The sequence below is a fragment of the Phycisphaerales bacterium genome, from assembly GCA_016699835.1.
Classification (GTDB): domain Bacteria; phylum Planctomycetota; class Phycisphaerae; order Phycisphaerales; family UBA1924.
The window spans coordinates 2,680,576-2,703,592 of record CP064987.1; the positions used below are offsets into that span (position 1 = coordinate 2,680,576).

18 protein-coding genes and 1 rRNA gene are annotated in these 23,017 nt (G+C 65.0%); 11 read left to right on the forward strand and 8 right to left on the reverse strand.

The genetic code is table 11. From position 1 onward, the window contains the following. Positions 1-3: 3 nt before the first annotated feature. A complete protein-coding gene (locus IPK69_11035) occupies positions 4-1,371 on the reverse strand; it encodes a TlpA family protein disulfide reductase (protein QQS08513.1) in 1,368 nt (455 codons plus the stop codon). Positions 1,372-1,512: 141 nt separating this feature from the next. Then, the gene (locus IPK69_11040) at positions 1,513-2,988 is read right to left on the reverse strand and encodes an isocitrate dehydrogenase (protein QQS10473.1); all 1,476 of its coding nucleotides are present in this window, start codon (positions 2,986-2,988) and stop codon (positions 1,513-1,515) included. A gap of 239 nt (positions 2,989-3,227) precedes the next feature. Between IPK69_11040 and IPK69_11045 the strand changes: the two genes are divergently transcribed. Then, complete coding sequence (locus IPK69_11045) at positions 3,228-3,734, forward strand: DinB family protein (GenBank protein ID QQS08514.1); 507 nt, start codon at positions 3,228-3,230, stop codon at positions 3,732-3,734. A gap of 40 nt (positions 3,735-3,774) precedes the next feature. Here the strand turns inward: IPK69_11045 and IPK69_11050 are convergent, their stop codons facing one another. Both IPK69_11050 and IPK69_11055 read right to left on the reverse strand, forming a co-directional pair. Further along, positions 3,775-4,857 carry a threonylcarbamoyl-AMP synthase gene (locus IPK69_11050; GenBank protein ID QQS08515.1) on the reverse strand — a complete coding sequence of 361 codons (1,083 nt, stop codon included), beginning with the start codon at positions 4,855-4,857 and terminating at the stop codon, positions 3,775-3,777. Positions 4,858-4,945: 88 nt separating this feature from the next. Beyond that, positions 4,946-6,730, reverse strand: coding sequence for a TolC family protein (locus IPK69_11055; protein ID QQS08516.1), 1,785 nt, complete (start codon positions 6,728-6,730; stop codon positions 4,946-4,948). A gap of 414 nt (positions 6,731-7,144) precedes the next feature. Here IPK69_11055 and IPK69_11060 point away from each other — a divergent pair, with 414 nt between their 5' ends. From IPK69_11060 to IPK69_11090, 7 genes are all read left to right on the forward strand, one after another. After that, a complete protein-coding gene (locus IPK69_11060) occupies positions 7,145-8,626 on the forward strand; it encodes a hypothetical protein (GenBank protein QQS08517.1) in 1,482 nt (493 codons plus the stop codon). 104 nt (positions 8,627-8,730) lie between these two features. Continuing rightward, entirely contained in the window at positions 8,731-10,056 is a 1,326-nt protein-coding gene (locus tag IPK69_11065) for an FIST C-terminal domain-containing protein (protein QQS08518.1), read from the forward strand. Between the two features lie 89 nt (positions 10,057-10,145). Continuing rightward, on the forward strand, positions 10,146-10,418 hold the full coding sequence (locus IPK69_11070) for a 50S ribosomal protein L28 (GenBank protein QQS08519.1): 273 nt from the start codon (positions 10,146-10,148) through the stop codon (positions 10,416-10,418). A gap of 111 nt (positions 10,419-10,529) precedes the next feature. Beyond that, positions 10,530-11,102, forward strand: a complete 573-nt coding sequence (locus tag IPK69_11075) for a UvrB/UvrC motif-containing protein (protein ID QQS08520.1) — start codon at positions 10,530-10,532, stop codon at positions 11,100-11,102. An 89-nt stretch (positions 11,103-11,191) separates the two neighbouring features. Next, positions 11,192-12,217, forward strand: a complete 1,026-nt coding sequence (locus tag IPK69_11080) for a protein arginine kinase (protein QQS10474.1) — start codon at positions 11,192-11,194, stop codon at positions 12,215-12,217. A gap of 32 nt (positions 12,218-12,249) precedes the next feature. Then, positions 12,250-13,080, forward strand: coding sequence for a ComF family protein (locus tag IPK69_11085; protein QQS08521.1), 831 nt, complete (start codon positions 12,250-12,252; stop codon positions 13,078-13,080). Between the two features lie 658 nt (positions 13,081-13,738). Next, positions 13,739-15,218: ribosomal RNA gene (locus IPK69_11090) — 16S ribosomal RNA — on the forward strand. Between the two features lie 302 nt (positions 15,219-15,520). Here IPK69_11090 and IPK69_11095 read toward each other — a convergent pair. The 3 genes from IPK69_11095 to IPK69_11105 form a co-directional block, all read right to left on the reverse strand. Next, complete coding sequence (locus tag IPK69_11095) at positions 15,521-16,456, reverse strand: polyprenyl synthetase family protein (protein QQS08522.1); 936 nt, start codon at positions 16,454-16,456, stop codon at positions 15,521-15,523. 29 nt (positions 16,457-16,485) lie between these two features. Continuing rightward, entirely contained in the window at positions 16,486-16,947 is a 462-nt protein-coding gene (locus IPK69_11100; GenBank protein ID QQS08523.1) for a PTS sugar transporter subunit IIA, read from the reverse strand. A 161-nt stretch (positions 16,948-17,108) separates the two neighbouring features. Continuing rightward, positions 17,109-18,476, reverse strand: a complete 1,368-nt coding sequence (locus tag IPK69_11105) for a hypothetical protein (protein ID QQS08524.1) — start codon at positions 18,474-18,476, stop codon at positions 17,109-17,111. Between the two features lie 68 nt (positions 18,477-18,544). Between IPK69_11105 and IPK69_11110 the strand changes: the two genes are divergently transcribed. The 3 genes from IPK69_11110 (at position 18,545) to IPK69_11120 (ending at position 22,266) form a co-directional block, all read left to right on the forward strand. Beyond that, a complete protein-coding gene (locus tag IPK69_11110) occupies positions 18,545-20,185 on the forward strand; it encodes a HAMP domain-containing histidine kinase (protein ID QQS08525.1) in 1,641 nt (546 codons plus the stop codon). A 3-nt stretch (positions 20,186-20,188) separates the two neighbouring features. Next, positions 20,189-20,869 (forward strand): response regulator, encoded by a 681-nt coding sequence (locus IPK69_11115; protein ID QQS08526.1) that lies wholly within the window; start codon positions 20,189-20,191, stop codon positions 20,867-20,869. Between the two features lie 95 nt (positions 20,870-20,964). Continuing rightward, positions 20,965-22,266, forward strand: coding sequence for a hypothetical protein (locus tag IPK69_11120; GenBank protein ID QQS08527.1), 1,302 nt, complete (start codon positions 20,965-20,967; stop codon positions 22,264-22,266). Here IPK69_11120 and IPK69_11125 read toward each other — a convergent pair. Then, positions 22,247-22,993: a hypothetical protein gene (locus tag IPK69_11125; protein ID QQS08528.1), complete on the reverse strand. Its 747-nt coding sequence runs from the start codon at positions 22,991-22,993 to the stop codon at positions 22,247-22,249. The genes IPK69_11120 and IPK69_11125 overlap by 20 nt on opposite strands. Positions 22,994-23,017 lie beyond the last annotated feature (24 nt).

Below are 23,017 nucleotides of genomic sequence, written 5' to 3' on the forward strand. Positions count from 1 at the left end.
GAATCACTCGGCCTCATCAGACGATTCCGATGGGCCTGAGCCCGCATTGCCAAGCAGTGACTCCACGACCGACGCGATCTCGCGTTCGTGCGCGGGCGAGTGCCCAGTGCTCCCGTACACCACAAGCCCGTTCGCGTCGATGACATAGAACGACGGAAACCCCTGGATCTTGTACGGCCCGAGCGTCGGGTCCGCGCCAAGCAGCAACTGGTACGTGTAGTTCCGCTCGCGCATGAACGCCGCCGGGTCGGCCTTCGATTCGTGCTCCTTGTTGATCCCCACGATCGCGACGTTCTTGTCCTTGAACTTCTCGTGCAGACGTTGCATGCCCGGCATCGCCTTGCGACACGGCGGGCACCACGAGCCCCAGAAGTCCAGCACGAGCACCTTCCCCTTGTAGTCCGCGAGCGACCAGGATTTCCCGTCCGGATCCTTGAGTTGGAAGTCCGGTGCCTTGTCTCCCACCGCGAGCATTCCGGGGTCGGTCCGGCGCTCACTGGGCTTGCTCTCATTCGTGCTCCGCCCTGATGGCCGCCGAACGCCAGGCCCCGCGAGCGGATTCGGGTCATCCGTCTCGGGAGCGATGTTCGTGCGTGGCTTGGCGCCGGTGCGCACGCGATATCCATCGGGGACGGCCAGCGTGTACCCCCAACCGGAAACGTCGCGATCCGTCTTCACTTCGCTGAGCGTGAGGCGGTGGACCCGCCCTCCGATCGTGCGTTCGACCATCCGAGGCAGGTGATCGCTTCTTGCGATCGCGAGGCGGAACGACGTGCCCAACTCGTCCTCGCCCGGGGCATCTGTGTTGCTCGTCGAGGAGGCCACAGGCCCGATCGCGAGCACGTCGCACTCCACGCCGTCGATCGTGCGGGGCGCCTCGAGCGTCGCGGCGAGCGGCGCAAACCGCATCGGGGTCTCCGCGAGCATCGACCAGAAGACGACCTTCCACGCCGACTGCTCTCGGAAGAATGTCTCCACATCTATTAGTGACACGGCGGAACGCTCGAAGATCGATTGCTCCTGGGGGACGATCGCCCGCGCCTGCACACCATCGAACCCGAGTTGGATCGAGGTGATCTCAGGCGTGCCGTCCTTGAGCGTGGTGACCTCGCCCTTCACCGCGAGTTTCCATCCCCCCGCGTCAGCCCGCCCGGCTATGACGCTGGCGCTGTGCTTCGGGGCCGACGGATCGATCGTTCCGTCCTTCTCGATGACCGAATCAGCGTGATATCCGAGCACACGGACCTTCGCGATCGCCTCCGCGCTTTGCTTCAGCACCGCCTCGGCATCCGCGCCATCTTTGACCGGCCCGCCCCACGCCACCACCGCCCACGCCGCAGCGAACGCGACTCCCCATTGCGTACCACGCATGACGTCCTCCAGATCCTGCCCGGTCAAAATCCGACCCCGGCCTGGACTAGTCTACCACATCACCACAACTTGGGGTGGTCTTTCGCGACTGCATGTGTGTCCTGTGCTTCCACGCCCGATGCATTCGTGGGCTGGGACGTCCTATTGCCCCTGCGCCAGGCTGTACCCGCGGGCCCCATCGAACGTACGCAGCAGTTCATAACTGCAGACCGTGAAACTCTCGGCGATGCGATCCAGGAGCGCGATGCACCGGCTCTGCCCGAACGTCCCGGGCGTGACGCCATCCTTCAGTTCGAACCGCACGCGGTAATAGTCCACACACTCGGTGTACACGCTGCCCGTCGGCCACACCTGCGTCCCGCGATTGCTGATCAGCGTCAACCGGAACGGCGTGTCCACCGCCGCACGCTGCATCTCCTCCGCCAGCGCGAGCGGCGCGAGCGGCGTGTCGAGATAGATGTCGCACCCCACCGCGTGCGTCACCAGGTTCTTGAACGTCCGCATGATCTGCGGGCCCGTCGGCTTGGGAGGCCGCGTCCAGCACGCCTGCGAGAACTCCGCGTCGGGCACCGGCGGCACGCTCGTGGGCTTGGTCCCCAACCGATCGACGATCGCCTTCATGAACTCCCCCGTCCCGACCGAGGGCGTCTGCTTCGAACCGAAGTCTCCCGTGTGCACGCCCGATTCCAGCGTGGCAAGCAGCGCGTTCTCGATCGCCGCGGCATGCTTCTGCATGCACACGTGGCGGAGCATCATCAAGCCAGACAGGATCAGGCTCGTTGGGTTGGCGATGCCGCGCCCCGCGATGTCCGGTGCCGTGCCGTGCACCGCCTCAAAGATCGAGACGTGATCGCCGATGTTCGCGCTGGGCGCGAAGCCCAGGCCGCCGACGAGGCCCGCGCACAGGTCCGAGACGATGTCGCCCTGCAGGTTCGGGAGCACGATCATCATGTACTGCTGAGGGCGGACCACGAGATTCATGCAGAGCGCATCGACGATCACGTCCTGGGCGTTGATCTCCGGGAAATCCTTCGCCGTCGCGCGGAAGCGATCGAGGAAGAGCCCGTCGGTCATCTTCATGATGTTGGCCTTGTGCCCGCAGTGGACGTGGGGGAGGCCCAGTTTCCGGGCCGTCTGGAAGGCAAAGCGATGCACCTGGTCGCTCCCCGGCGCCGAGATCAGTCGCTTGCACTGCACCATGTCGTTGGTCAGGCGATGCTCCACGCCGCCATACGTGTCCTCGATGTTCTCGCGAACGACGCACATGTCGATCGACAGCCCGGCCTTGGAATAGACCGTCTCCACGCCCGGCAGCGTCTTGAAAACCCGATAGTTCGCGTACGCGTTCCACAACTTCCGCGCCGTGACGTTGATGCTCTTTCCGCCGCCACCCTTGGGCGTCTCCATCGGGCCTTTGAAGAGGATGCCGCACTCCTCAACGGAGCGCACGGCCTCTTCGGTCATGCCGCGCGTATTCCCGCGCGCAAAGACGCTCGCCCCCATCTCGACCGGACGGAACTCGATGTGCTCCTGGACGCCCGCCGCCTGGAAGAGCGAGAGCGTCGCCTCCATGATCTCGGGGCCGATCCCGTCCCCAGCCGCACACGCCACCGTCACCTGCTTCGCCATCCCGCCACACTCCTCACGCCATGAGTCCACGTCGTCCCATCTGCTCGCGCCCGCCACGTCCGACAAAAAGTCTGGTGCTGAAATCGACCGGAACCCGAACGCCGGCTCGTGTCGGGCGAAATATGCTTGGCACGGGGTGTCTAGCGTAGACCCCCGGCATCCAATGCCGCGCCCAACGACCCGACATTCCACCACTCCGATCGTTATCGGCACACCGGAGACCTCACATGACCGCATCCCCTAAGACTGGACACTCTCAAAAGCCCAAGGACCACGCGCTGGAACTCCTCCAGTTCGGGCACTCCGTACTCATGCAGCAGGTCGAGTCCTTCCCACCGGACAAGGCCCTCTTCCAGCCGACGCCGACCGACAACCACCTGATGTGGACACTCGGGCACCTCGCGATGACGTACGCGTGGGCCGTCTCGCTTTTCGATGGCAAGGGGGTGCCCATGCCAGAGTCCTACGAGGCCAAGTTCGCGTCAGGCTCGAAGCCCACGCCCGATGCCGCCGAGTATCCGCGTCTCGCCGAACTCCGCCGCCAGTTCGAGGCCGCGTACGACGAGATGGTCCAGACCGCCCAGGGCATGAGCGATGAGGACCTTCGCGTCTCCATCGCCGACAAAACCGGCGGCTTCGCGACCGACCGCCTCGACCTGCTCATGAAGATGTCCTGGCACGATGGCTGGCACGGCGGGCAACTCGCATCGCTCAAACGCGCGTTCAAGTCGTAAGAAGACAACTTCCAAGTTCGGCGGAGCACGTGATTCGCCGTCACGCAGGGCCGCACGCGCGCCGCAACCGGTCCATGATCGCGTCCCACAACGCGCCATGGCCGTCATCGGTTAAGGGCATTGGATCCACGACGAGGATCGTGTCGGGTTCCATCGCATCCGCGTCGCGTAGGGCCGAGTACAACCTACGCGCATATCCGACGGCGTCTTCGGGTAGCACGATCTGCCGCATCCCTTCGGGAACTTGATCGCGCTCCGTCGCCACGACGACAATCGCGGTATGTGGCCTCATTCGCCGAGCTCGATCGAGTGCCTCTACCAGTTGCTCGCGCGGCACAAGGCGGCACGTCGCCCGCGGCGCATAGTGAACCTCGAGAAGCCCCGGGCCAGGGAGCGCCACGTTGCTCTCTCCTTGTGCGTGTGTGACCATCGCCACGGGCCGATTGTCTCCCGTTCCACGAAGCATGCGCCCGATCGCCTCCGCCGACACCGCGCCAAGCCGAAGTATCTCCGCGCTGACTCCCTTGCTGTCTCTCGGCCTCAATCGCACCACGGTGGACTCGATCCCAACCTCGCGTGTCGCTTCTGCATCATCCAGCACCATGACATCCTCGGCGTTGAACGCCTCGCGAACGTGGGCCGCCGTGGTGGGGGAGACATACCCCGACCGATTCGCGCTTGGCCCAACCACGCCCAGCCCTCCCAATCGCTCGAACGCGCGCAACAGACCAAGCGCGATGTTGTTCCGAGGACAGCGGATCCCAACGCTCGCCCCGCCGCCGCTCACCAACTCGGGCACGCGTTCACTCTTGGGAACCACGATCGTGAGCGGCCCGGGCCAGAACGCCGACGCGAGCGCCTCGCACCGCGCGTCCCACGCCCCATCGGCACACAGACGTCGGGCCGCCTCAACACCAGACACATGCACGATGAGCGGATTCCGCGAGGGCCGACCCTTGATCTCATAGACACGGCGAACCGCGATTTCGTTCAACGCGTCCGCGCCAAGCCCGAAGACCGTTTCCGTGGGGAACGCGACCAGTCCTCCCGCGCGGAGCCGCGCCGCCGCGGCGTCGATCGCCTGTTCATCCGACTTCTCAGAATGGGTAACCGGCTTCGCCACGCGAGCATTGTTGGATCGCTCGATCGCAGCCACTGATCGATCACCGTTACGATCCCAGGGCACATCGTCTCGCAGAGAAATGGCGTTACTACCGCTCGTCCGCCGTCGGGACGACAAAGTTGATCCTGTTCCGCTCCAGGTTTGTCCCCATCGCGGCGTAGAGGTCCGTCAGGGCCGAGTTGTACTCCGCGAGTGCCTGCGACTCCTCGCGCTCGGCCTGGGCGAGGGCCTCCTGCCGCGAGAACTCGAGGTCCAATCGCTCGGGCGTGATGTTCGGCGCGTTCTCTTTCTCGATGAGGAGCACGCGAAGGACCTCCGCCGCCGCGATCCGGCTCGTGCGCGTCTGCTCGATCAGTTTGTAGTTCAGGACAAGCCGGTCGAGCGCGCTCTTGACCTCCTGCGTCACCTGCTGCACCGTGTTGCGATACGCGATCACCGACTGCATCCGCTCCAGCACGCGCCGGCGATAATCCCCCTCGGCCTTGCGATTCCCGATCGGCATCTCAAAGACCAGCGCAAAGAGCGCATCGAAGAACCGCCCCTCGATCGATTGCCCATACGCGTCATACGTCGTGTCGTCGAGCGACGAGAGTTTCGCCTGGAGACGAAGCGAAAGGTCGGGCAGGCGTGCGTTTTCTGCGACGATCGCCCGGATCGACGAGTCATCGATCGCCAGCACCGCCTGCTGCACCTCGGGGCGGAACTGCACCGCCGCCAGCACCGAATCCGGCAGGCTGAACCGCACCGGCTCGTCCACCGGGCGATCCGTCGGAGCCAGAATGATCTCCGACCCCACAGGGACAGCAGGGTCATTGATGAGTTGCTTCAGGCGATCGCTCACGATGCGCAGTTGTGTCTGCGCCCGGATGATGTCGGCCTTGCGTCGCTCGACCTTCGCCCGCGCGTCGGCCAACTGGGCCGTCGTGCTCTCCCCCTCGCGCGCGATCAACTGATCGCGCACACGCTCGCCCCGCTCCAGGAGACGCTGCAAGATCAGAAGGTCCTTGTGCGCCAGCGTCAGTTGCCAGTACGTCCGTTCGACGTCCGAGACGACCTGTCCCAGGTCCCGCCGAAGCGTCTGCACACTGTTCCGCTCGGCATTCCTCGCCACGCGCACATCCGCGAGCGACACCTCCGACCCCAACCCCCGCAGCAGCGGCTGGTCATACTGCACCGTGAACGACAGCAGGTTCGCCGGGTTCGGACGGCTGGTCTGAAAGGGCGTGCTGTCGTCGGTGTAATCAAGCCCGTGCTGCAGCGTCAGCCGCCCGCCGCCGACGAGATTCCGACGCAACCCGACCGAGGTTGTCAGGCCCGTCTGCTCCGTGGTGCTGGGCACGCCCTGCGTGTTGCTCGAGAAACTCGTCGCGACGCGTGGCGAATCGGTACGCGTCGCCGAGAAGTTCGCCGTGAACGTCCAGTCGAAGGCTGCCTCCGCCGCGACGACCTGCGCCTCGCCGATCCCCGGCCCGATCCGCGCAAAGCGAACGGCGATGTTGTGCTCAACCGACGCCTTGATCGCGTGCTCCAGGCTGATCGCGACCGTCTCGGCCTTGGTTCCCAGCAGGTTCACGCCGAAGTCCGCCTTGGCGCCTTCATACGACCGCGGCCCGGAACTCTTGTCGAGTTCCTCCAGAATGCCAGGCCAGAGTCTCAGCCCCTCGACCCCGCTCTCACGCGAAAGGACAACCGCCTTGTCCTCGCGTCCGGCCTCCGCCACCTCGCGAGCCGCCGCATCAATCACAAGCCGCCGAAGATCGCGATCGGCCTGATCCCCAAGCGGGCTTGGATTCGAGCACGACCCAGCCCCAAGCGCCAGCATCAGCCCCACGCCCACCCGTGTGTGGCGAGACGCCCGACGCCAACCGTTCATTTCACAAGGCCGTCGATTCAAAGTGTGTTCCGAGCGTGGGTTGTGATCGGGTCATCCGATTTTTCGGAGACCGGCCTGGTGCTCATGTGTGGCGTGGCCTCATCGAGCCTCGTCCATGGCTCGTGTGTCCCGGATTGTTCGTCCTGGTTCCGACGGTTCGGCCCGTCGGCGTCGCGGTTCCCACCTTCACCCGGGCGTCCTGCCCGGAAGGCCGTGCGAACAATAGCCATCCGAACCCCGATCGGCCCTGTCACACGCCTCCAGCGACGCGTGTTTTCGTACTCTCTGACACGTCCGTGACCATCGCAAATCGACCGCCTTGCCTAACGTCCTGACCCGGGTCGAACTGTCGCATGATCGACGCTCTGAGCCCGGCAATTATGGATCGTTCGCCAGCGAAGGGAGGCGCGTGACATGAGTTCTCGTCCGTGGCATTGGGTCGCGACCAGTGGTGTCGCCATCGTTGCATTCCTCGGTCTGCCGTCCGCGAGCACCGTCGCGGCCCAGGCCGAACCGTTCTACGTCGTCGTCACCGCCGACAAGGCCCCGCTCCGCTGCGCCGACAGCGAGCAGCACTACTCCATCGCCGAACTCGCCAGTGGCACCGTGCTCCTCTGCGATGAGCAGCCCGGCAACTGGATGCGCGTCGCCTATCCGCCGACCCTCGGCGTCTTCGTGCGCGCCCAAGAGGCCGCCGTCAGCGGCGACACGGTCACCCTCACCAAGGACACCTCGCTCAAGGCTGCCAGCCTCGTCTCCGGGTTTGCCGGGAGTTGGAAGTCCGTCCTTGCCGAGTCGCTCCCCGCGGAAACCACGCTCAAACTCATCGAGCCGACGATGGACGCCAACGGCACGGTCGTTGCCTATCGCGTCGTCCCGCCGGCCCAAGCACGAGCCTGGGTGAGCAACCAACTCGTCCGCCGAGCCACCGACGCCGAGGTCGACGCGTACACGACGGCAAAGGGCCCCATCGCGGTCGAGGGTGCTGTAAAGGTGGCGAGCAAGACCGAGCCGGTCGCTCCCGTCTCGCCGACCGATCCCAACGCCAATCCGAACGCTGTTCCGAACAAGGCCGCAGACGGCACGATTCAACCCAACATCAACCCGGAGGCCACAACACCCGGCGCTCAGGACACCACGCCAACGACGATCACCGGCAACAACCCCGAGGGCGTCAAGACCGACCCCACCAAGGTTGAGCCGATCGATCCGGCCAAGCGTCTCGTCGCCTCCGTCGAGAGCCTCGAGGGCTCCTTCAAGGCCGTCCTCAAAGAGCCGATCGCGACCGCGGAATACGGCGAACTCAAGGCCGAGTTCGAGCGCACCATCGCCGACTGGGACGCCCAGAAGGCCAACCTCAAGGACGACTTCGCGATCCGCAAGCACGAGTACGTCCAGAAGCAACTCGATCGCCGCCTGCAGTGGCTGACGATCGCGATCGACTCGCGCGAGCGGGCGGCCCGCCAGCAGTCCGAGCGCGTCATGCTCGACCAGGGCCAGATTGCCCTCGCACAGCGCCTCCAGGAGTTCGAGGCCAGCCGCGTCTACCAGATGATCGGCACGCTCCGCGCCTCAACCCTCTACGACGGCAAGCGCCTCCCGCGCATGTTCCGCGTCGAGTCCGTCGGCGGAATTCCCCACACCATCGGCTACGTCAAGCCCGACACCAAGCGCAACCTCGACGTTCTCGTCGGCCGCATCGTCGGGATCATCGGCGACACCCAGATGGACCCGACCCTCAACGTCCAACTCATCACGCCCACGAGGATCGATGAACTCAAGGACGCCGCGGGCCAGAACCTGACGCCGCCGCAGGCTCCGGATCTGGGCACGCAGCCCAACGCCGCGCCCGCCAGCGACGTCCCCGCCGCGGAAGGTGCGAACGTCGGCGGCTGAGCCGATTTCCACATGTCTGAAACACCCCACGCCCCTCGGCCCACACGTCGAGGGGCGTTTCGTTGCGCCCCGCCAACAATCCCACGACACGCTCGACCACACCGATGATGCCCATCCACCACGAGTCCGGCCTCAAACTCGCCTCGGCCCTCTCGACCAATGCCCGGTCCGAGGCCGCGGGCGCCCACGTCGCACGCCTGCTCAGCGAATCGCTCGGATCCGATACTCCAAATCTTGTCCTCGTCTTCTTCTCGCCGCACCACGCCGAGTCGGCCCATGAACTACTCGCTGCGCTTCGCCGGGATCTGCCGAACGCCGCGATCGTCGGCGCCTCCGCCGGGTCGGTCCTCGCCGACGCCGTTGAACTCGAGGGCTCTCCCGCCGTGGCGGCCCTCGCCCTCCACGCCACGGGCGCCCGCATCCACCCCTTCGCCCTCGACCACGCCGACCCCATCGACGACACCCAGGCCGCCCACGAGCACCTCCGCGAGCGACTCGGCATCACCCGGGATCTCTCGGGGATCCTCTTCTTCCCCGATCCCTTCAGCATCCCGCTCATCAAACTCCTCCCCTCGCTCAACGCCGTCTCCACGCTCGCCTGCCCGGACCATCCCGCGCCCATCCTCGGCGGGCTGTGCTCTGGTTCGAAAACACCGGGCGGCAACGTGCTCTTCCTGAACGATCGTGTCATGCGCGCCGGAGCCGTCGGCGTCTCCATCTCGGGTGATCTCACGATCGACACCGTGGTCTCGCAAGGGTGCCGCCCCTTCGGTCCGCCGCTGGTCGTTACCAAGGCACGCCACAACCTGATCCTGGAACTCGGCGGCCGGCGCGCCCCGGAGGTCCTCGCCGAGGCCATCCAATCCCTCGGCGAGAGTGCCCGCGCCACGCTCAGCGACGGCCTGCTCGTTGGCCTCGTCATCAACGAATACAAAGAACGCTTCGGCCGCGACGACTTCCTTATGAGGCCCGTCGTCGGTCTCGACCAGAACTCCGGCGGCGTCGCCATCAACGATCTCGTCCGAGTCGGCCAGACCGTCCGCTTGCACTACCGCGACAAGACCACTGCCGAGGAGGATCTGGCTCTGCTCCTCGACGCCCAGCAACTCCGCGACCCGCCGAAAGGTGTCTTTTTGGTCACATGTCACACCCGGGGCCGACGCCTCTTTGGAAGGCCGCACCACGACGCCCAGGCCGTCCAGCGGGCCTTTGAGCCTCCCCAGGCCGGCGAGGACCTCGCCAAGGGTGGACGCCCCGTCGCCGGAATGGCCAGGTCGATCCCTCTCGCCGGATTCTCCGCACTCGGCGAGATCGGCCCGATCGCCGGCCAGTCCTTCCTCCACGGGAGCACGGCCTGCCTGGCCCTCTTCCGCCCCAAGGCCAGGATTCACGAACCGAATCCAAGCCAGTCGCCACAGGGGTTGCCTTGAGTGGCCAAACGCCTACAGTTGCCTCCCTCACGCCGGGAGCATTTCGGCGTGACTTGTTCGTACTTTGATCTGTTTCGCCGAGGTTTCCCATGCCTGCTACCTGCGCGTTCACCGGTAAGACTGTCTCCCGCGGCTTCAAGCGCGCGTGGCGTGGCCAGGCCATCGCCAAGGGCGGCTTCGGTCTCAAGCCCACCGGCATCACCCGCCGAACCTTCAAGCCGAATCTTCAGGACGTCGTCGCCCTGATCGATGGTCGCCAGGAGCGCGTCCGCGCCTCCACCAAGGCCATCCGCACCGGCATGGTCGTTAAGGCCCTCAAGCGGAAGTACGGCTACACCCGCCAGCAGAAGGCCGGCGCCTGATCTCGCACACGAACGAAGTGTCCTCACGAGCCGTCCCACGCGTGGAACGGCTCGTTCCACTTTTGAGATGCGCAAACGGCGAACCGCGACCTTCGCGTACCATTCCTCGACATGAAGTGCGATCAGTGCGACAAGGAGGCGACGGTCCACGAGGTCACGGTCCGCAACGGCGTGAAGGTCGAACGCCACCTCTGCGAGTCCTGTGCAGCCAGCCAGGGCATCCCCGTGCAGGCGCCCGTTCCGCTCAATGAGTTGATGTCGAAGTTCCTCGTCAGCCAGGCCGTGGGCAAGACTCCCGCCGCCACGCCGCCGAAGCAGACCTCCTGCCCCGGCTGCGGGCAGACGTTCAACGAGTTTCGAAAGTCCGGTCTGCTCGGGTGTCCGCGCTGCTACGCGGCCTTCGTCCGCCAACTCTCGCCCCTCATCGAGCGTGCCCACGAGGGCGGCGTGAAACACATCGGCAAGCAACCGCGACGCGCTGGCGCAGGCCACGAGGTGTCCGAAGCGCCGACGCCAAGCCCGGAGGTCTCGCTCCTCGCCGAAAGGGCCGAACGCCTCAAACGCCTCCGCGCCGATCTTGATTCCGCCATCAAAACGGAAAAGTACGAAGAGGCCGCCAGACTCCGCGACGAACTGAAGAAACTCAACGAGTCGAACGCGAGCGACGCGGAGGACCAGGCGTGAGCGATGCCCCCGGCGTGCCGTCGTCGCCCCAGCCCTGGAATCGCGGGACGGAATGGCTCAAAGGCGAGGGCCCCGCGAGCGACGTCGTGATGTCCTCTCGCGCCCGCCTCGCGAGGAACATCGCCGACTGCACCTTCGCCTCGCGCGCCTCGCGCGCACAGCGACAGCACACCCTCGACACATCACGCAACTGGCTCCTCCAAGCGGGCCTCGCCGACCGCATGATGTGGGTCGATCTCCACGAGACGAGCGAGGTCGACAAACTCCTGCTCGTCGAGAGGCACCTCATCTCCAAGCACCTCGCGCGAGGCAAATCGCACGGGAAGTCCAAGTCCGACGACGCCTCGGGGGATCCGCGTGGCGTCGCCGTCTCTCTCCCCGACGAGCGACTCTGCATCATGGTCAACGAGGAGGATCACCTCCGCATCCAGGTCATCCGGTCGGGACTGGCGCTGGGTGAATGCTGGCGCGCAATCGATCAGATCGACGACCGCGTCGAGGCCGGGATCGAGTACGCCTTCTCCTCTCGCTTCGGCTATCTCACCGCCTGCCCGACCAACGTCGGCACGGGCCTGCGCATGAGCGTCATGCTCCACCTGCCGGGGTTGCGTCTCTCGGGCGACATCGACAAAGTCAAACGGGCCGCCAGCGATATGAACCTCGCCGTCCGCGGGTTCTATGGCGAAGGCTCCGACTCCGCCGGCGATTTCTACCAGATCTCCAACCAGACAACGCTGGGCAAGACCGAGCAGACGATCGTCGAGGAACTTGACACGCAGATCATCCCCCGCGTCGTTGAGTATGAACGACACGCCCGTCGCCAACTCGTTGAGAAACGCCGACTGACCCTCGAAGACCAGGTCTTTCGCGCCTTGGGCGCTCTGACCCATGCACGGCTGCTCTCGACCGACGAGGCCATGCAGCACCTCAGCCACGTGCGATTGGGCGTCATGTTGGGCATGATCCCCAGCGTCGAGGCCACAACCGTGAACACGCTCATGCTCCAGGTCCAGCCCGGGCACCTCCAGCGCGCGCTGGGCAAGGACCTCGACCAGGACCAGCGTCGCAGCGCGCGCGCCATGGTGGTCCGCCGCGCCCTCGGGCGATCCTCGTAATCACGACACGCCGTCGAAATCAGTGAATCACGGTGGAACCCACAACGACCCAATCCGCCGACTTCCGCTGGCCTCCAGGGCCATCTTCAGAGCCTTCGTCCACACCCCAGGCCGACGCACACGCCACGCCGGTCGCTCTGCCGCCGCCCAAGCACTGGTGGCGCGAGATCGAAGAGCAGTGGCTGGGCCTGACCCACGCGACGTGGCCCGAGCGAGCACGCGATCACTCGTGGGCCGCGGATCCGCCTGGGTCGTACTGCCCACGCTGCCTGACGACACTCGGGCCGAACGAGCGATTTGAGGAGGGGTGCCGGCATTGCGCGCGCAAGAAAGTCGCCTGGGCCCACGCTGTGCGACTGGGCGAGCACGACGGCCTGTTGCGCGATTGTGTGCTGGAGGTGAAGTTCCACCGCTCGCGGCGGCTGGGGATCGATCTCGGTCGTGAACTCGGACGCGCACTTCTCAATGCACTCTCGAAGTCATCGATCGATCGGAACTCGGTCGTTCTCGTCCCCGTGCCGACGTCGTTTCGCCGGCGTGTGGCCCGCGGTATTGATCACACGGTTGTCCTCGCCAAGGGCGTCTCGCGTGAGACGGCGTTCCCGATCGTCCGGGGCATCGCCCGACGACATCGTCCTCAGCAGGCCAATCTCCCGGCTTCCAAGCGCAAGGCGAACGTTTCTGGCTCGATGCGGGCAACCCGAGAGGCTCTCGGACTCGACGGGCATCATGTCGTGCTCCTGGACGACGTCCTGACGACCGGGGCCACGATGAGCGAGGCCTGCCGGGCGCTCCGAGCAGTGGGGGAAAAGCACGCTCCGGCAGGTATCTGGGCGTGCGTGCTGACGGCGGGTGGGGTGTGACGCAAACACAAACCGAACATACGGAATATTAGGGGTTGTTAGTGACCGTGACAAGTTCCCAACAGGTTCCGGATTTGGGACTTAGGAGAATTTACGACGAGATGGCTTCCCGGCGGCTTGACCGTGGAGGAGTTTGGCTTAGACTTGTCCCCTGCCCATTGAGCAGGCCGGACGACGGGCGTGATGCCTGAAGCCTTGGAAACAACTGGGAAACCAAGTGGTTTCTTCGGCGAGTTGCCCGGCGGATCTTTGAAAAGTGAACAGTTGGGAGCCGCGCGAGAGTGTGCGTCTTCGACATGGGGACCATCCCCAGCCCTTCGGACAGGGCGGTCGTTGACGAATCCACAAAACCGATCCACCAAGAGATCGGTGTCCGAGCCGGGGTCACAGCCCCTGGCGTTGGCATTCTCGTGTGGTTCACGAGTGAACCCTTAAATTTAATGATTCACAAGTGAGTGAATGCCAGATTTTTCCGTCGGAACAAGCGCCGACGGCATCGGGATCCATCCGAGAGGATGGGTTTCGGTGGAGACCACCACGAGTCCAGTTCCATTCCAAGTCGCAAGACTTGGGACGGGTTGGATGAGTGGATAACCTGGTCAGCACTTCCATTGAAGATCACCCGTCACGAGAAATCGTGTTCGGGTCCAACGGAAATCAATTGAAGAGTTTGATCATGGCTCAGACTGAGCGCTGGCGGCATGGCTAAAACATGCAAGTCGAACGAGCCCGCAAGGGCAAGTGGCGAAAGGGTCAGTAATACGATCGAACGTGCCCTGAGGTGGGGGATAGCCGCGGGAAACTGCGAGTAATACCTCATGATCTCTAAGGAGCAAAGCTTTCGCGCCTTGGGAGCGGCGATCGGCCTATCAGGTAGTTGGCGGGGTAAGAGCCCACCAAGCCGAAGACGGGTAGCAGGTGTGAGAGCACGACCTGCGACATCGGGACTGAGACACTGCCCGGACTCCTACGGGAGGCTGCAGTAACGAATCTTCCGCAATGGGCGCAAGCCTGACGGAGCAATGCCGCGTGTGGGATGAAGCGCCTCCGGCGTGTAAACCACTGTCAGGGAACAGAAACACTGATCGTTCCCAAAGGAAGTGGCGACTAACTCTGTGCCAGCAGTCGCGGTAATACAGAGGCCACAAGCGTTAGTCGGAATCACTGGGCTTAAAGGGTGCGTAGGCGGGCTCGTAAGTGTTGTGTGAAAGCCCTGGGCTCAACCCAGGAACTGCACGGCATACTGCGAGTCTTGAGGCAGGTAGGGGCCGGAAGAACAGTAGGTGGAGCGGTGAAATGCGTAGATATCTACTGGAATGCCGATGGGGAAGCCGTCCGGCTGGGCCTGTCCTGACGCTGAGGCACGAAAGCGTGGGGAGCAAACAGGATTAGATACCCTGGTAGTCCACGCCGTAAACGATGCGCACTAGACCGGTGCGGTTTTGACGCCGTATCGGTCGTAGTAAAAACGATAAGTGCGCCGCCTGGGGAGTACGGTCGCAAGGCTAAAACTCAAATGAATTGACGGGGGCTCACACAAGCGGTGGAGCATGTTGCTTAATTCGAGGCAACGCGAAGAACCTTACCTGGGTTTGACATGGCCGGATTAACTCCTGGAAACAGGAGCCACACCCTCTGGGTGGAACGGTCACAGGTGCTGCATGGCTGTCGTCAGCTCGTGCTGTGAAGTGTCAGGTTAAGTCCTTTAACGAGCGCAACCCCTATCGTTAGTTGCTCGGCGCAAGCCAGTACTCTAGCGAGACTGCCGGTGTCAAACCGGAGGAAGGTGGGGATGACGTCAAGTCCTCATGGCCCTTACATCCAGGGTTGCAAACGTGCTACAATGGCGCGCACAAAGCGAAGCGAGGCCGCGAGGCGGAGCAAATCGCAAAAAACGCGCCCCAGTTCGGATTGCAGGCTGCAACTCGCCTGCATGAAGTCGGAATCGCTAGTAATCGGAGATCAGCTACGCTCCGGTGAATGTGTTCCTGAGCCTTGTACACACCGCCCGTCACGTCATGGGAGCCGGGAGCGCCCGAAGCCGCCACATCTCAGTGGTGTCTACGGCGAGATCGGTGACTGGGACGAAGTCGTAACAAGGTAGCCGTAGGAGAACCTGCGGCTGGATCACCTCCTTTCTAAGGGATTTCCTTAGACTCGCCCAAACCGAAGACGAGAATACCGGTCCAAAGCCGGCAACTCGAGAACCCTTCGGCCGCACAGCGATGTGCAGCGAGTACGTCAACACAATCTCGTTCGCCCTCTTCGGAGAGCGACAGCCTGGCCGTGAGGTCAGGCAAACGCGGCCCCAACTGTTTTCTTGTATACCAATGCACATGCGCGCCGGGCCAAAACCCGGCGTGCTGTGTTTTTGTGCATGCATTCTATTTTTCAACGCCACCAGTTCGGCCGAACGCTCGTGTGTTCGCGATGCTCGCGGCTATCGCGTGCGTGTGGCCAGGGCGTTCCCGAGTGCGAGGAGGCCATCCGCCGATGGCCCGAGCGGTTTGAGCGACTGGAGGCAGACCTCGCGCAAGCGTGCGACCTCCGCACGGGCCTCGTCGATGCCGACGACGCCCGGATACGTCACCTTCCCCGCGGCGGCATCCTTCCCCGTCTTCTTGCCGGCATGCTCGGCGCTCTGCTCGAGATCGATCAGGTCGTCCACGATCTGGAACATCAGACCCGCGGCCTCGGCAAAGGCGGTGATCGCCTTGAACCGTGGGTCACGAGATGAGCCGCCCGAGCCCAGGACACCCAGTCGGCATGCGGCCCGGATGAGGGCGCCCGTCTTGAGACGGTGGATGCCCTCGATTCGGTCGAGCGCGGTGTGATCGCCACTCGGATCGGTCCTGACTCGTGCGGCATGAGTGCCAGACACGATGCCGATGGGAAGTTCGTCGCCGATCGTGTCGCAGACCTGACCATCGATCATCGCGCGTGTGGCCGACGAGAGTTCGAGCGACATTTCCAAGGCATGGGCGGACGACGGCGCGACCTGCTGGATGGTCTCGAAGGCGAGCGTGAGCAAGAGATCGCCCGCGAGGATGGCGAGGGCCTCGCCCGCGTGCTTGTGGAGTGTGGGCCTCCCGCGACGGAGATCGTCGTTGTCAAGCGCGGGGAGATCGTCGTGGACCAGGCTGAACGCGTGGACGAGTTCGACGGCCCGTCCGGCTCCGAGCGAACGCGTCGGATCAAGGCCGCACGCCGCGGCGGCCCACCAAGCCAAGAGCGGACGGAGGCGCTTGCCGCCGCCGAGCAGGGCGTATCGCACCGCCTTATGCGTCCTGGGCGTGGTCGAGAGCGAGTCGACATACCGGACGAGCGACGACTCGATCGCGGGGAGGGTCGCGAATGGATCGATCGGGGTGATCATGGTGGCGTGAGGCGTCGCCGGCGTGGCGATTACGACTTGTTCTCTTGGCTCTGGAGCAAGGCGAAGATTTCTTCGGAGGACTGTGCGGCGTAGATGCGCTCGCGAAAGTCGTCCATGATCATGAGGCGCGTGACCCGGGCGAGCGCCTGGATATGGTCGCTCGTGCGATCGGGGGGGCTGGCGAGGAGGACGACCAGTCGGACGGGCTGGCTGTCGATGGCCTCAAAGTCGAGGGGCTTGGCGGGCTTGCCGATGGCCATGGAGAGGCTCGCCATGCCGGCGCACTTGCCGTGGGGGATGGCCAGCCCATTGCCGATGCCGGTGGTCCGGGTCTGCTCGCGGGTCCAGACGGCGTCTTTGAGGGCCTTGGGGTCGCCGACGCGGCCGGCGTCGGAGAGGACATCGACGAGTTCGTGGATAACGGCGCGCTTCTCCTGGCCTTGGAGGGGAACGCGGATGCAGTCGAGCGTGAGGATGTCGAGAAGGTTCATCGATCGTCCCCGAGTTGGGCGGAGTGGAGAGAGGGCGTGGATGACGCTCGGCGACACGAACGCCGGGCGGCAACTGTGGAGATCGTACGCCGATGACACGAACGGAAATGCTGGTGCGTTCGGCGTTGTCGACTCGGTTCAAGCAATGAACCGGTGGTGACTCATCGACGGCGGAGAATCGCGGAGAAGGAGCCGTCGCGGTAGGAGTGGGGCGGCTCGCCGGGGCCTCCGACCGGGAGGGCGAGATGATGGGATTCGAGCTCGATCGGCGTCTGGAGACGATGCTGGGCCTGCTCGACACGCTCCAGATTTTCGCGCGGGTCGATGCTGCAGGTGGAATAGACGACTCGGGACTCACGGCCGGACGCGAGGAGTTCGAAGGCCTTCTTGATGAGGCCTTCTTGGATGCTCGCGAGCCGGTCGAGTTGGCCGGTCTGCGTGCGATACCGGGCCTCGGTGCGTCGCGCGAGGACGCCGGTGTTGGTGCAGGGGACATCGAGAAGGATCAGGTCGAACGTACCGGCATGGTCGCGCAGGGTGTCGAACGCGATGACGGTGACGTTGGGCAGGTGGCGAGTGGATGATGAGAGCGTGCTGAGGCGAGCATGATCGACATCGGTGGCGAGGATGCGCGCGTTGGGGAACGTGGCGGCGAGTTGGCGCGTCTTGGTCCCTTGGCCGGCGCACGCATCGAGGACGACACGTGGCGTGAGATGGGCGATGCTCCGCACGGCCATGCCCGCGGCGGCGTCCTGCACCCAGATGCCTCGGTGTTCATTGAGAGCCGTGGCGAGGCGGGCGCCCACGAGCGGCGTGACGGCGTGCCCGGGCGTTGAATGCGGCGTGAGTTCGAGTGCCGCGAGATCGGCGTCGCTCGCCCATTGAACATTGAGCGTGATCGGCGGGCGGGCATGGGAGTGGAACGCGAGTCGGACGGCCTCGTCCTGGCCGAAGTCGGTAGCCCACGCGCGAAGGAGCGCCTCGGGGTGACTCAGGAGCACCGCGGCCTTGGCGAGCGGGTCGGGAGGCAACTCAAGAGAAAGAACCGCGAGCGAGCGTGTCGACGTGGCGTGGAGCGGGAACGAATCCGGTGTCAGTCCATCGAGGCGCTCGACCTTGAGTTCAGAGACTCGGCGGAGGATGGCGTTGACTAGGCCGCTGGCCTTGGGCGATTCACGCTTGATCCACTCGACGGTCTCGTGGAGGGCGGCGTGTGGCGGGATGCGGTCGAGAACGAGGAGTTGGGCGGTGCCGGCGAGGATCGCGGCGCGGACGACGTGGGAGAGCGAGTTCCACGGACGCGACGAGAAACGGGCGGCGATGAACTCGAGGGAGAGCCAGTGGCGGAGGACGGCATCAACGATCGCGTTGGCCAAACCCGCGTCCTTGGGAGAGAGCGAGCGTTCGTCGATCGCGAGCGGCTCCAGGTCCGGAAACCGGCGGACGTGCTGAGCGATCACGCGAAGGGCGCTGTCGCGTGCCGAATGTGGCGGCGTATTGGCCTCAGAATGTGATCGTGGGTTCGGCATGGCGATTCGGACGGGCACGAGGCGGGCGTCGGGATTGGAAGTCGCGGCCCGGCTAGGGTTTCGAGCGTATGACGCCCGGAACGAACACTTCGGAATGGAGCGAGACGGGCGACCCAAAGCGTCGGGCCGGGCTTCTGGCCGGGATGCGTATCCGGAAGAAACTGATTTTCCTGCACACGGCGTTCTCGCTCGTGCTCGCGGGGATTCTGATTCTGGCGCTCCGCCCGGCGGTGCGAAGCGTGGTCGAGGCCGCAGAACAGGACGAGTCGCTAGTCGTGATGCGGGCGCTCGTGCCGTCGGTGTTGCGTGAGGGGTGGCACGACGGCGTGAACCTCGCGGTGTCGATGGAGTCGGTCCGTGTGCGTCACGGCTCGGCGTCGGAACTGGGGCTGCTCCCGGATCAGGCCGCGGAGATCCGGGCGCGATTCGGCGACGCGGTGATCGCACCGGTGGCGGATCTTGGCGCGAGTGCCGTGTCCTACGTCCCCGGGGCGCGTGAGGGCGATTATGTCGCGATTCGAGTCGTGATTCCCGCGGCTCGGCGCGCGGTGTGGCTGCTCTATCTGCTCGCGTCGCTCGCGGTAGTCGCGGTGTACGCGTTCGTGGCGGTGGCGCTCGAGGTCTTTGTCCTTCCCAGGAACGTCTACGACCCGATCCGCAGGCTGCTCGCCGCCGACCGGGCGACACGTGAAGATCGACGGACCGACGAGATCATTCCTGCCGCGGTGATCCCTGCCGACGAGCTCGGCGAGATCATGCGGTCGCGCAACGAGACGATCGGGATACTCCGGAAAAACCAGGCGGATCTCGCGGCGGCACTGGAGCAGTTGGAGGTCGTCGCCGTTGATATGAAGCGGAGGAACCATCTTCTGGAGATGGCGCGGCGGAATCTGGCCGACGCCGACCGGCTGGCGAGTCTGGGGATGATGTCGGCGGGCCTGGCGCACGAGTTGAACACGCCGCTTGCCGTGCTCACGGGACTCGTGGAGAAGTTGAACGGCTCGCCCACGAAGAGCCTTCCGGCGGCCGAGGCGGCGCTCATGGGGCGCGTGGTCCATCGACTGGAGCGATTGGGCGAGAGCCTCTTGGACTTCGCGCGGGTGCGCCCGCCGAGGACGAGCGTTGTGCGGATGGCGGACATCGTCGAAGAGGCGGCGACGCTGGTGAGACTCGACCCGGATCGGCGTGGCGTCGAGATCCGAAACCGCGTGCCGCTGGAAGTGGTGGTGGAGTGCGACGCCGATCGGATGGTGCAGGTCTTTGTGAACTTGCTTCGGAACTCGTGCGATTCGGTTGTGGCATATGAAGAGGGCTTGCTCTTTCGGAGCGAGGGTGGACGATTGGGATCGGTCGAGGTGCGTGGCCGCGTGGGGCCGCAGGAGTCGGTCGAATGTGAACCGGACACAAGGGACGCGGAGTGGGTGACGATCACCGTGATCGACGATGGCGGCGGAATCGATCCGGCGGTGCTCCCCCGGCTCTTTGAGCCGTTCGCCTCGACGCGGCTGGACGCACGGGGCACGGGACTGGGATTGGCCGTCGCGGAGGGGATCGTGCGCGAGCACGCGGGCGTGATCCTCGCGAAGAACCGTCCGCCGGTGGGTGGGGGTGAGCACGGGGCGATCTTTGAGATTCTGATGCCGCTGCGTCAGCGGGTTGAGCACGAGGATGATTCAACTCGGGCCTCGGCCCACGCGGGGAGGTCGTGACGCATGGATCCATCCCACACGCCCCAATCTCGTACGCCACAGAATCGGCAAGGCACTGGGCATGCGTCTGCGGAGGAATCGGTCACGCCATTGAACATCGTCGCGCTCGACGACGATCCCGATTTTCGCGAGTACATCCAGGGCGTGCTGGACGCCGATGGGCATCGTGTGCGAGTGGTGGCGACACCCGATGAGTTCTATCGCGCGTGCGAGGCCGAACTCCCCGACGTGGTGCTCCTGGACATCAAGATGGGCCGGCACAGCGGCGAGGAGGTCCTCTCCGAGATCCGCAAGCGTTGGACGAAACTCTGCGTCCTCGTCGTCACGGGCTATCCGACGATGGAGGGCATGCGAACGACCTTCAAGCAGGATGTCTTCGACTATCTCAGCAAACCCTTCACGATCGCCGAACTGCGTCGAGTGCTCGCCCAGGCGACGGCGGCGCTTGGGCTTGGGGACGCGCCCCAGGATCGGCTCCGTCGCGAGGTCGGGCACCAGATTCGCATGAGTCGGACGGCCAAGGGCTGGACGCTCCGCGACCTTTCCGAGGCGTCGGGCGTCAGCGTCAGCCAGTTGAGCACGATCGAGCGCGGGTCGGTTTTTCCAAGCCTGGAGTCCATCGTGGCGATTGCGACGGCACTGGGCTCGCGGCCTTCGGCGTGGTTCATCGCGGCGGGGCTGTAAGGGGAGTGGGCGTCTCTGGGCGAATCGCCCGGTTTGGGGTGCGCTTCTACCATCTTGCGGTGGCCACGATGAACGTGGCTGTGGTCTTTGGTTGATTGAGTTCGGCGTCCGGCGAGTGCTCACGCATCGAGCCGGGGTTGGAGGATGTTGGCCTGGTGGTCTCGAACGCGGAACAACAGAACTCAACGCCCAACGCCCCGGATCGGGCGTCGGTGTTGTTCACCGCCTTTGAGCCCAGCGGCGACGACCACGCCTCGACCGTGATCCGCGAACTCAAGCGGATGCACCCGGAGGTCCAGGTCTTCGCGTGGGGCGGGCCCAAGATGGAGTCCGCGGGCGCAAACCTCATCGAACGCACCGGCGAGGACGCGGTCATGGGCGTGCCGGGGATCACCAAGATCATCGACCACCAGCGGATCAACGCTCGGATCGAGAAGTGGATGGGCGAGCACCATGTGTCGGCCCATGTCCCGGTGGACTCGCCCGCGGCGAACTTTCCGATCTGCGCGATCGCCAAGAAGCGGGGTGTGCGCGTCGTCCATCTCGTCGCGCCGCAGATCTGGGCGTGGGGGCGCTGGCGGATCCACAAACTGCGGCGCCTTACGGATCTCGTGCTCTGTCTCCTGCCCTTCGAGGAGCGGTTCTTCGATCGTCGGCGCGTCCCGGCACGATTCGTGGGGCACATGCTCTTTGATGAACCGCTCGACTTTGGCACACTCGACCGGATCGCGTCAGCGTATCCCAAGGGCGAGCCGCGAATCGCGATGATGCCCGGCTCGCGCCCCGACGAACTCCTCCGGAACTTCCCGCTGATTCTGGAATCGTTCCGGACGGTCAAGGAGCGGTTCCCGGGTGCCGTCGGCGTGGTGGCGGCAACGAGCGAGCCGGTGGCTCGGCACCTGCGCGAGATGGCGGGGGAGCACGGCGGCTGGCCGAACGGTGTCTCGATCGCGGTGGGGAACACCGACGCGGTCGTGCGCTGGTGCCAGTTCGCCCTCGTCAAGAGCGGGACGGTGACGCTGCAGGTCGCCAAGCAGGGGCGCCCGATGGTTGTCTTCTACAAGAAGTCCAACGTCCCGATGTACTGGCTGGCGAAACTGGTCCTCTCGACCAAGACGTTCACGCTCCCCAACCTGATCGCGGGGAAGCGGATCGTGCCCGAGTTTGTGCCCCACTTTGCCGGGGCCGAGCCGATCTCGGCGGAACTGCTCCGATTGATCGAACAGCCCGAGGTCGCCGAGCAGCAGCGCCGCGACCAGGCGGAGATGGTGGGACTGTTCGCGGGGCTTCGCGCGTCGGAGGCGTCGGCGAGAGCGATCGCGGATGTGCTGGGGCTTGAGAAGGTCAACGCCCGCGCGCCCGTGGCCCCTTCGCGCCTCACGCCCGCAACAGCGTGAGCGAGCAGCAGACGTTACCGATCCGATCGAGAATCGGGAGTGTGGCCGAGGCGTGCTCGCGGAGGCGTGCGCCCAGGTCGATCGCGCGGTGCATCGCGGCGACACGGTCGTGTGTGGCCGTCGCCTCGTCGGCGGTGAAGAGGACCAGCAGCAGGCCGGCGTGGGTCATGGCGGAGGCGGAACTCCTCGTGCCACGTTTCGGCTGTTGTGTCACTTCATTATCCTGGTGCTCGATTTCGCGTGAAAGTTTCAGAAGATCATCTCGAATGGCGGCGGTGATCTCGCTCGAATAGGCGGAGTTGGGTGTCGGCACGCCGGCGCGGAAGCAGAACTGCCCGACGGCCTTCACCTCAAGCCAGAAGGCCTCGGCGGGATCGACGCCGGGTGTCGGCGGCAGTTGGGCGCTCTCGAAGAGTGAACCAACGAGAGCATCGCGCTCGAGCGTGGCGGCGACGGGATCGCGGAGCACGACGCCTGGCTTGTGCGTGAGGACCAGATCGCAGCGCTCTCGCGCCGAACGCTTGGCCCGCGAGCCGGGCTTGCCCGGAAATGGCTGCTCGCGGAGAACGCCCAGGCCTTCGGTGGTGATGGCCGCCGCGAGAATCTCGTGGATCTTGAGTTCGTCGAGCGCGTCGAGGCCATAGACGGCCTGCTCGCGTCGGAGGAGATCCTCGCGGGCGATCAAGGCCCGGGCGCACAGGTCGAGGACATGCTGGGTGGACCACACGGACGACTGTAGTTTGCGGAGGTA

What these genes read in the sequence shown, in the direction of transcription:
- IPK69_11105 (QQS08524.1), bottom strand. Translation starts at nt 18,476, where the DNA reads ATGCCGAACCCACGATCACATTCTGAGGCCAATACGCCGCCACATTCG.
- IPK69_11115 (QQS08526.1), top strand. Translation starts at nt 20,189, where the DNA reads ATGGATCCATCCCACACGCCCCAATCTCGTACGCCACAGAATCGGCAA.
- IPK69_11070 (QQS08519.1), top strand. Translation starts at nt 10,146, where the DNA reads ATGCCTGCTACCTGCGCGTTCACCGGTAAGACTGTCTCCCGCGGCTTC.
- IPK69_11110 (QQS08525.1), top strand. Translation starts at nt 18,545, where the DNA reads ATGACGCCCGGAACGAACACTTCGGAATGGAGCGAGACGGGCGACCCA.
- IPK69_11075 (QQS08520.1), top strand. Translation starts at nt 10,530, where the DNA reads ATGAAGTGCGATCAGTGCGACAAGGAGGCGACGGTCCACGAGGTCACG.
- IPK69_11065 (QQS08518.1), top strand. Translation starts at nt 8,731, where the DNA reads ATGATGCCCATCCACCACGAGTCCGGCCTCAAACTCGCCTCGGCCCTC.
- IPK69_11055 (QQS08516.1), bottom strand. Translation starts at nt 6,730, where the DNA reads ATGAACGGTTGGCGTCGGGCGTCTCGCCACACACGGGTGGGCGTGGGG.
- IPK69_11100 (QQS08523.1), bottom strand. Translation starts at nt 16,947, where the DNA reads ATGAACCTTCTCGACATCCTCACGCTCGACTGCATCCGCGTTCCCCTC.
- IPK69_11060 (QQS08517.1), top strand. Translation starts at nt 7,145, where the DNA reads ATGAGTTCTCGTCCGTGGCATTGGGTCGCGACCAGTGGTGTCGCCATC.
- IPK69_11080 (QQS10474.1), top strand. Translation starts at nt 11,192, where the DNA reads ATGTCCTCTCGCGCCCGCCTCGCGAGGAACATCGCCGACTGCACCTTC.
- IPK69_11045 (QQS08514.1), top strand. Translation starts at nt 3,228, where the DNA reads ATGACCGCATCCCCTAAGACTGGACACTCTCAAAAGCCCAAGGACCAC.
- IPK69_11095 (QQS08522.1), bottom strand. Translation starts at nt 16,456, where the DNA reads ATGATCACCCCGATCGATCCATTCGCGACCCTCCCCGCGATCGAGTCG.
- IPK69_11035 (QQS08513.1), bottom strand. Translation starts at nt 1,371, where the DNA reads ATGCGTGGTACGCAATGGGGAGTCGCGTTCGCTGCGGCGTGGGCGGTG.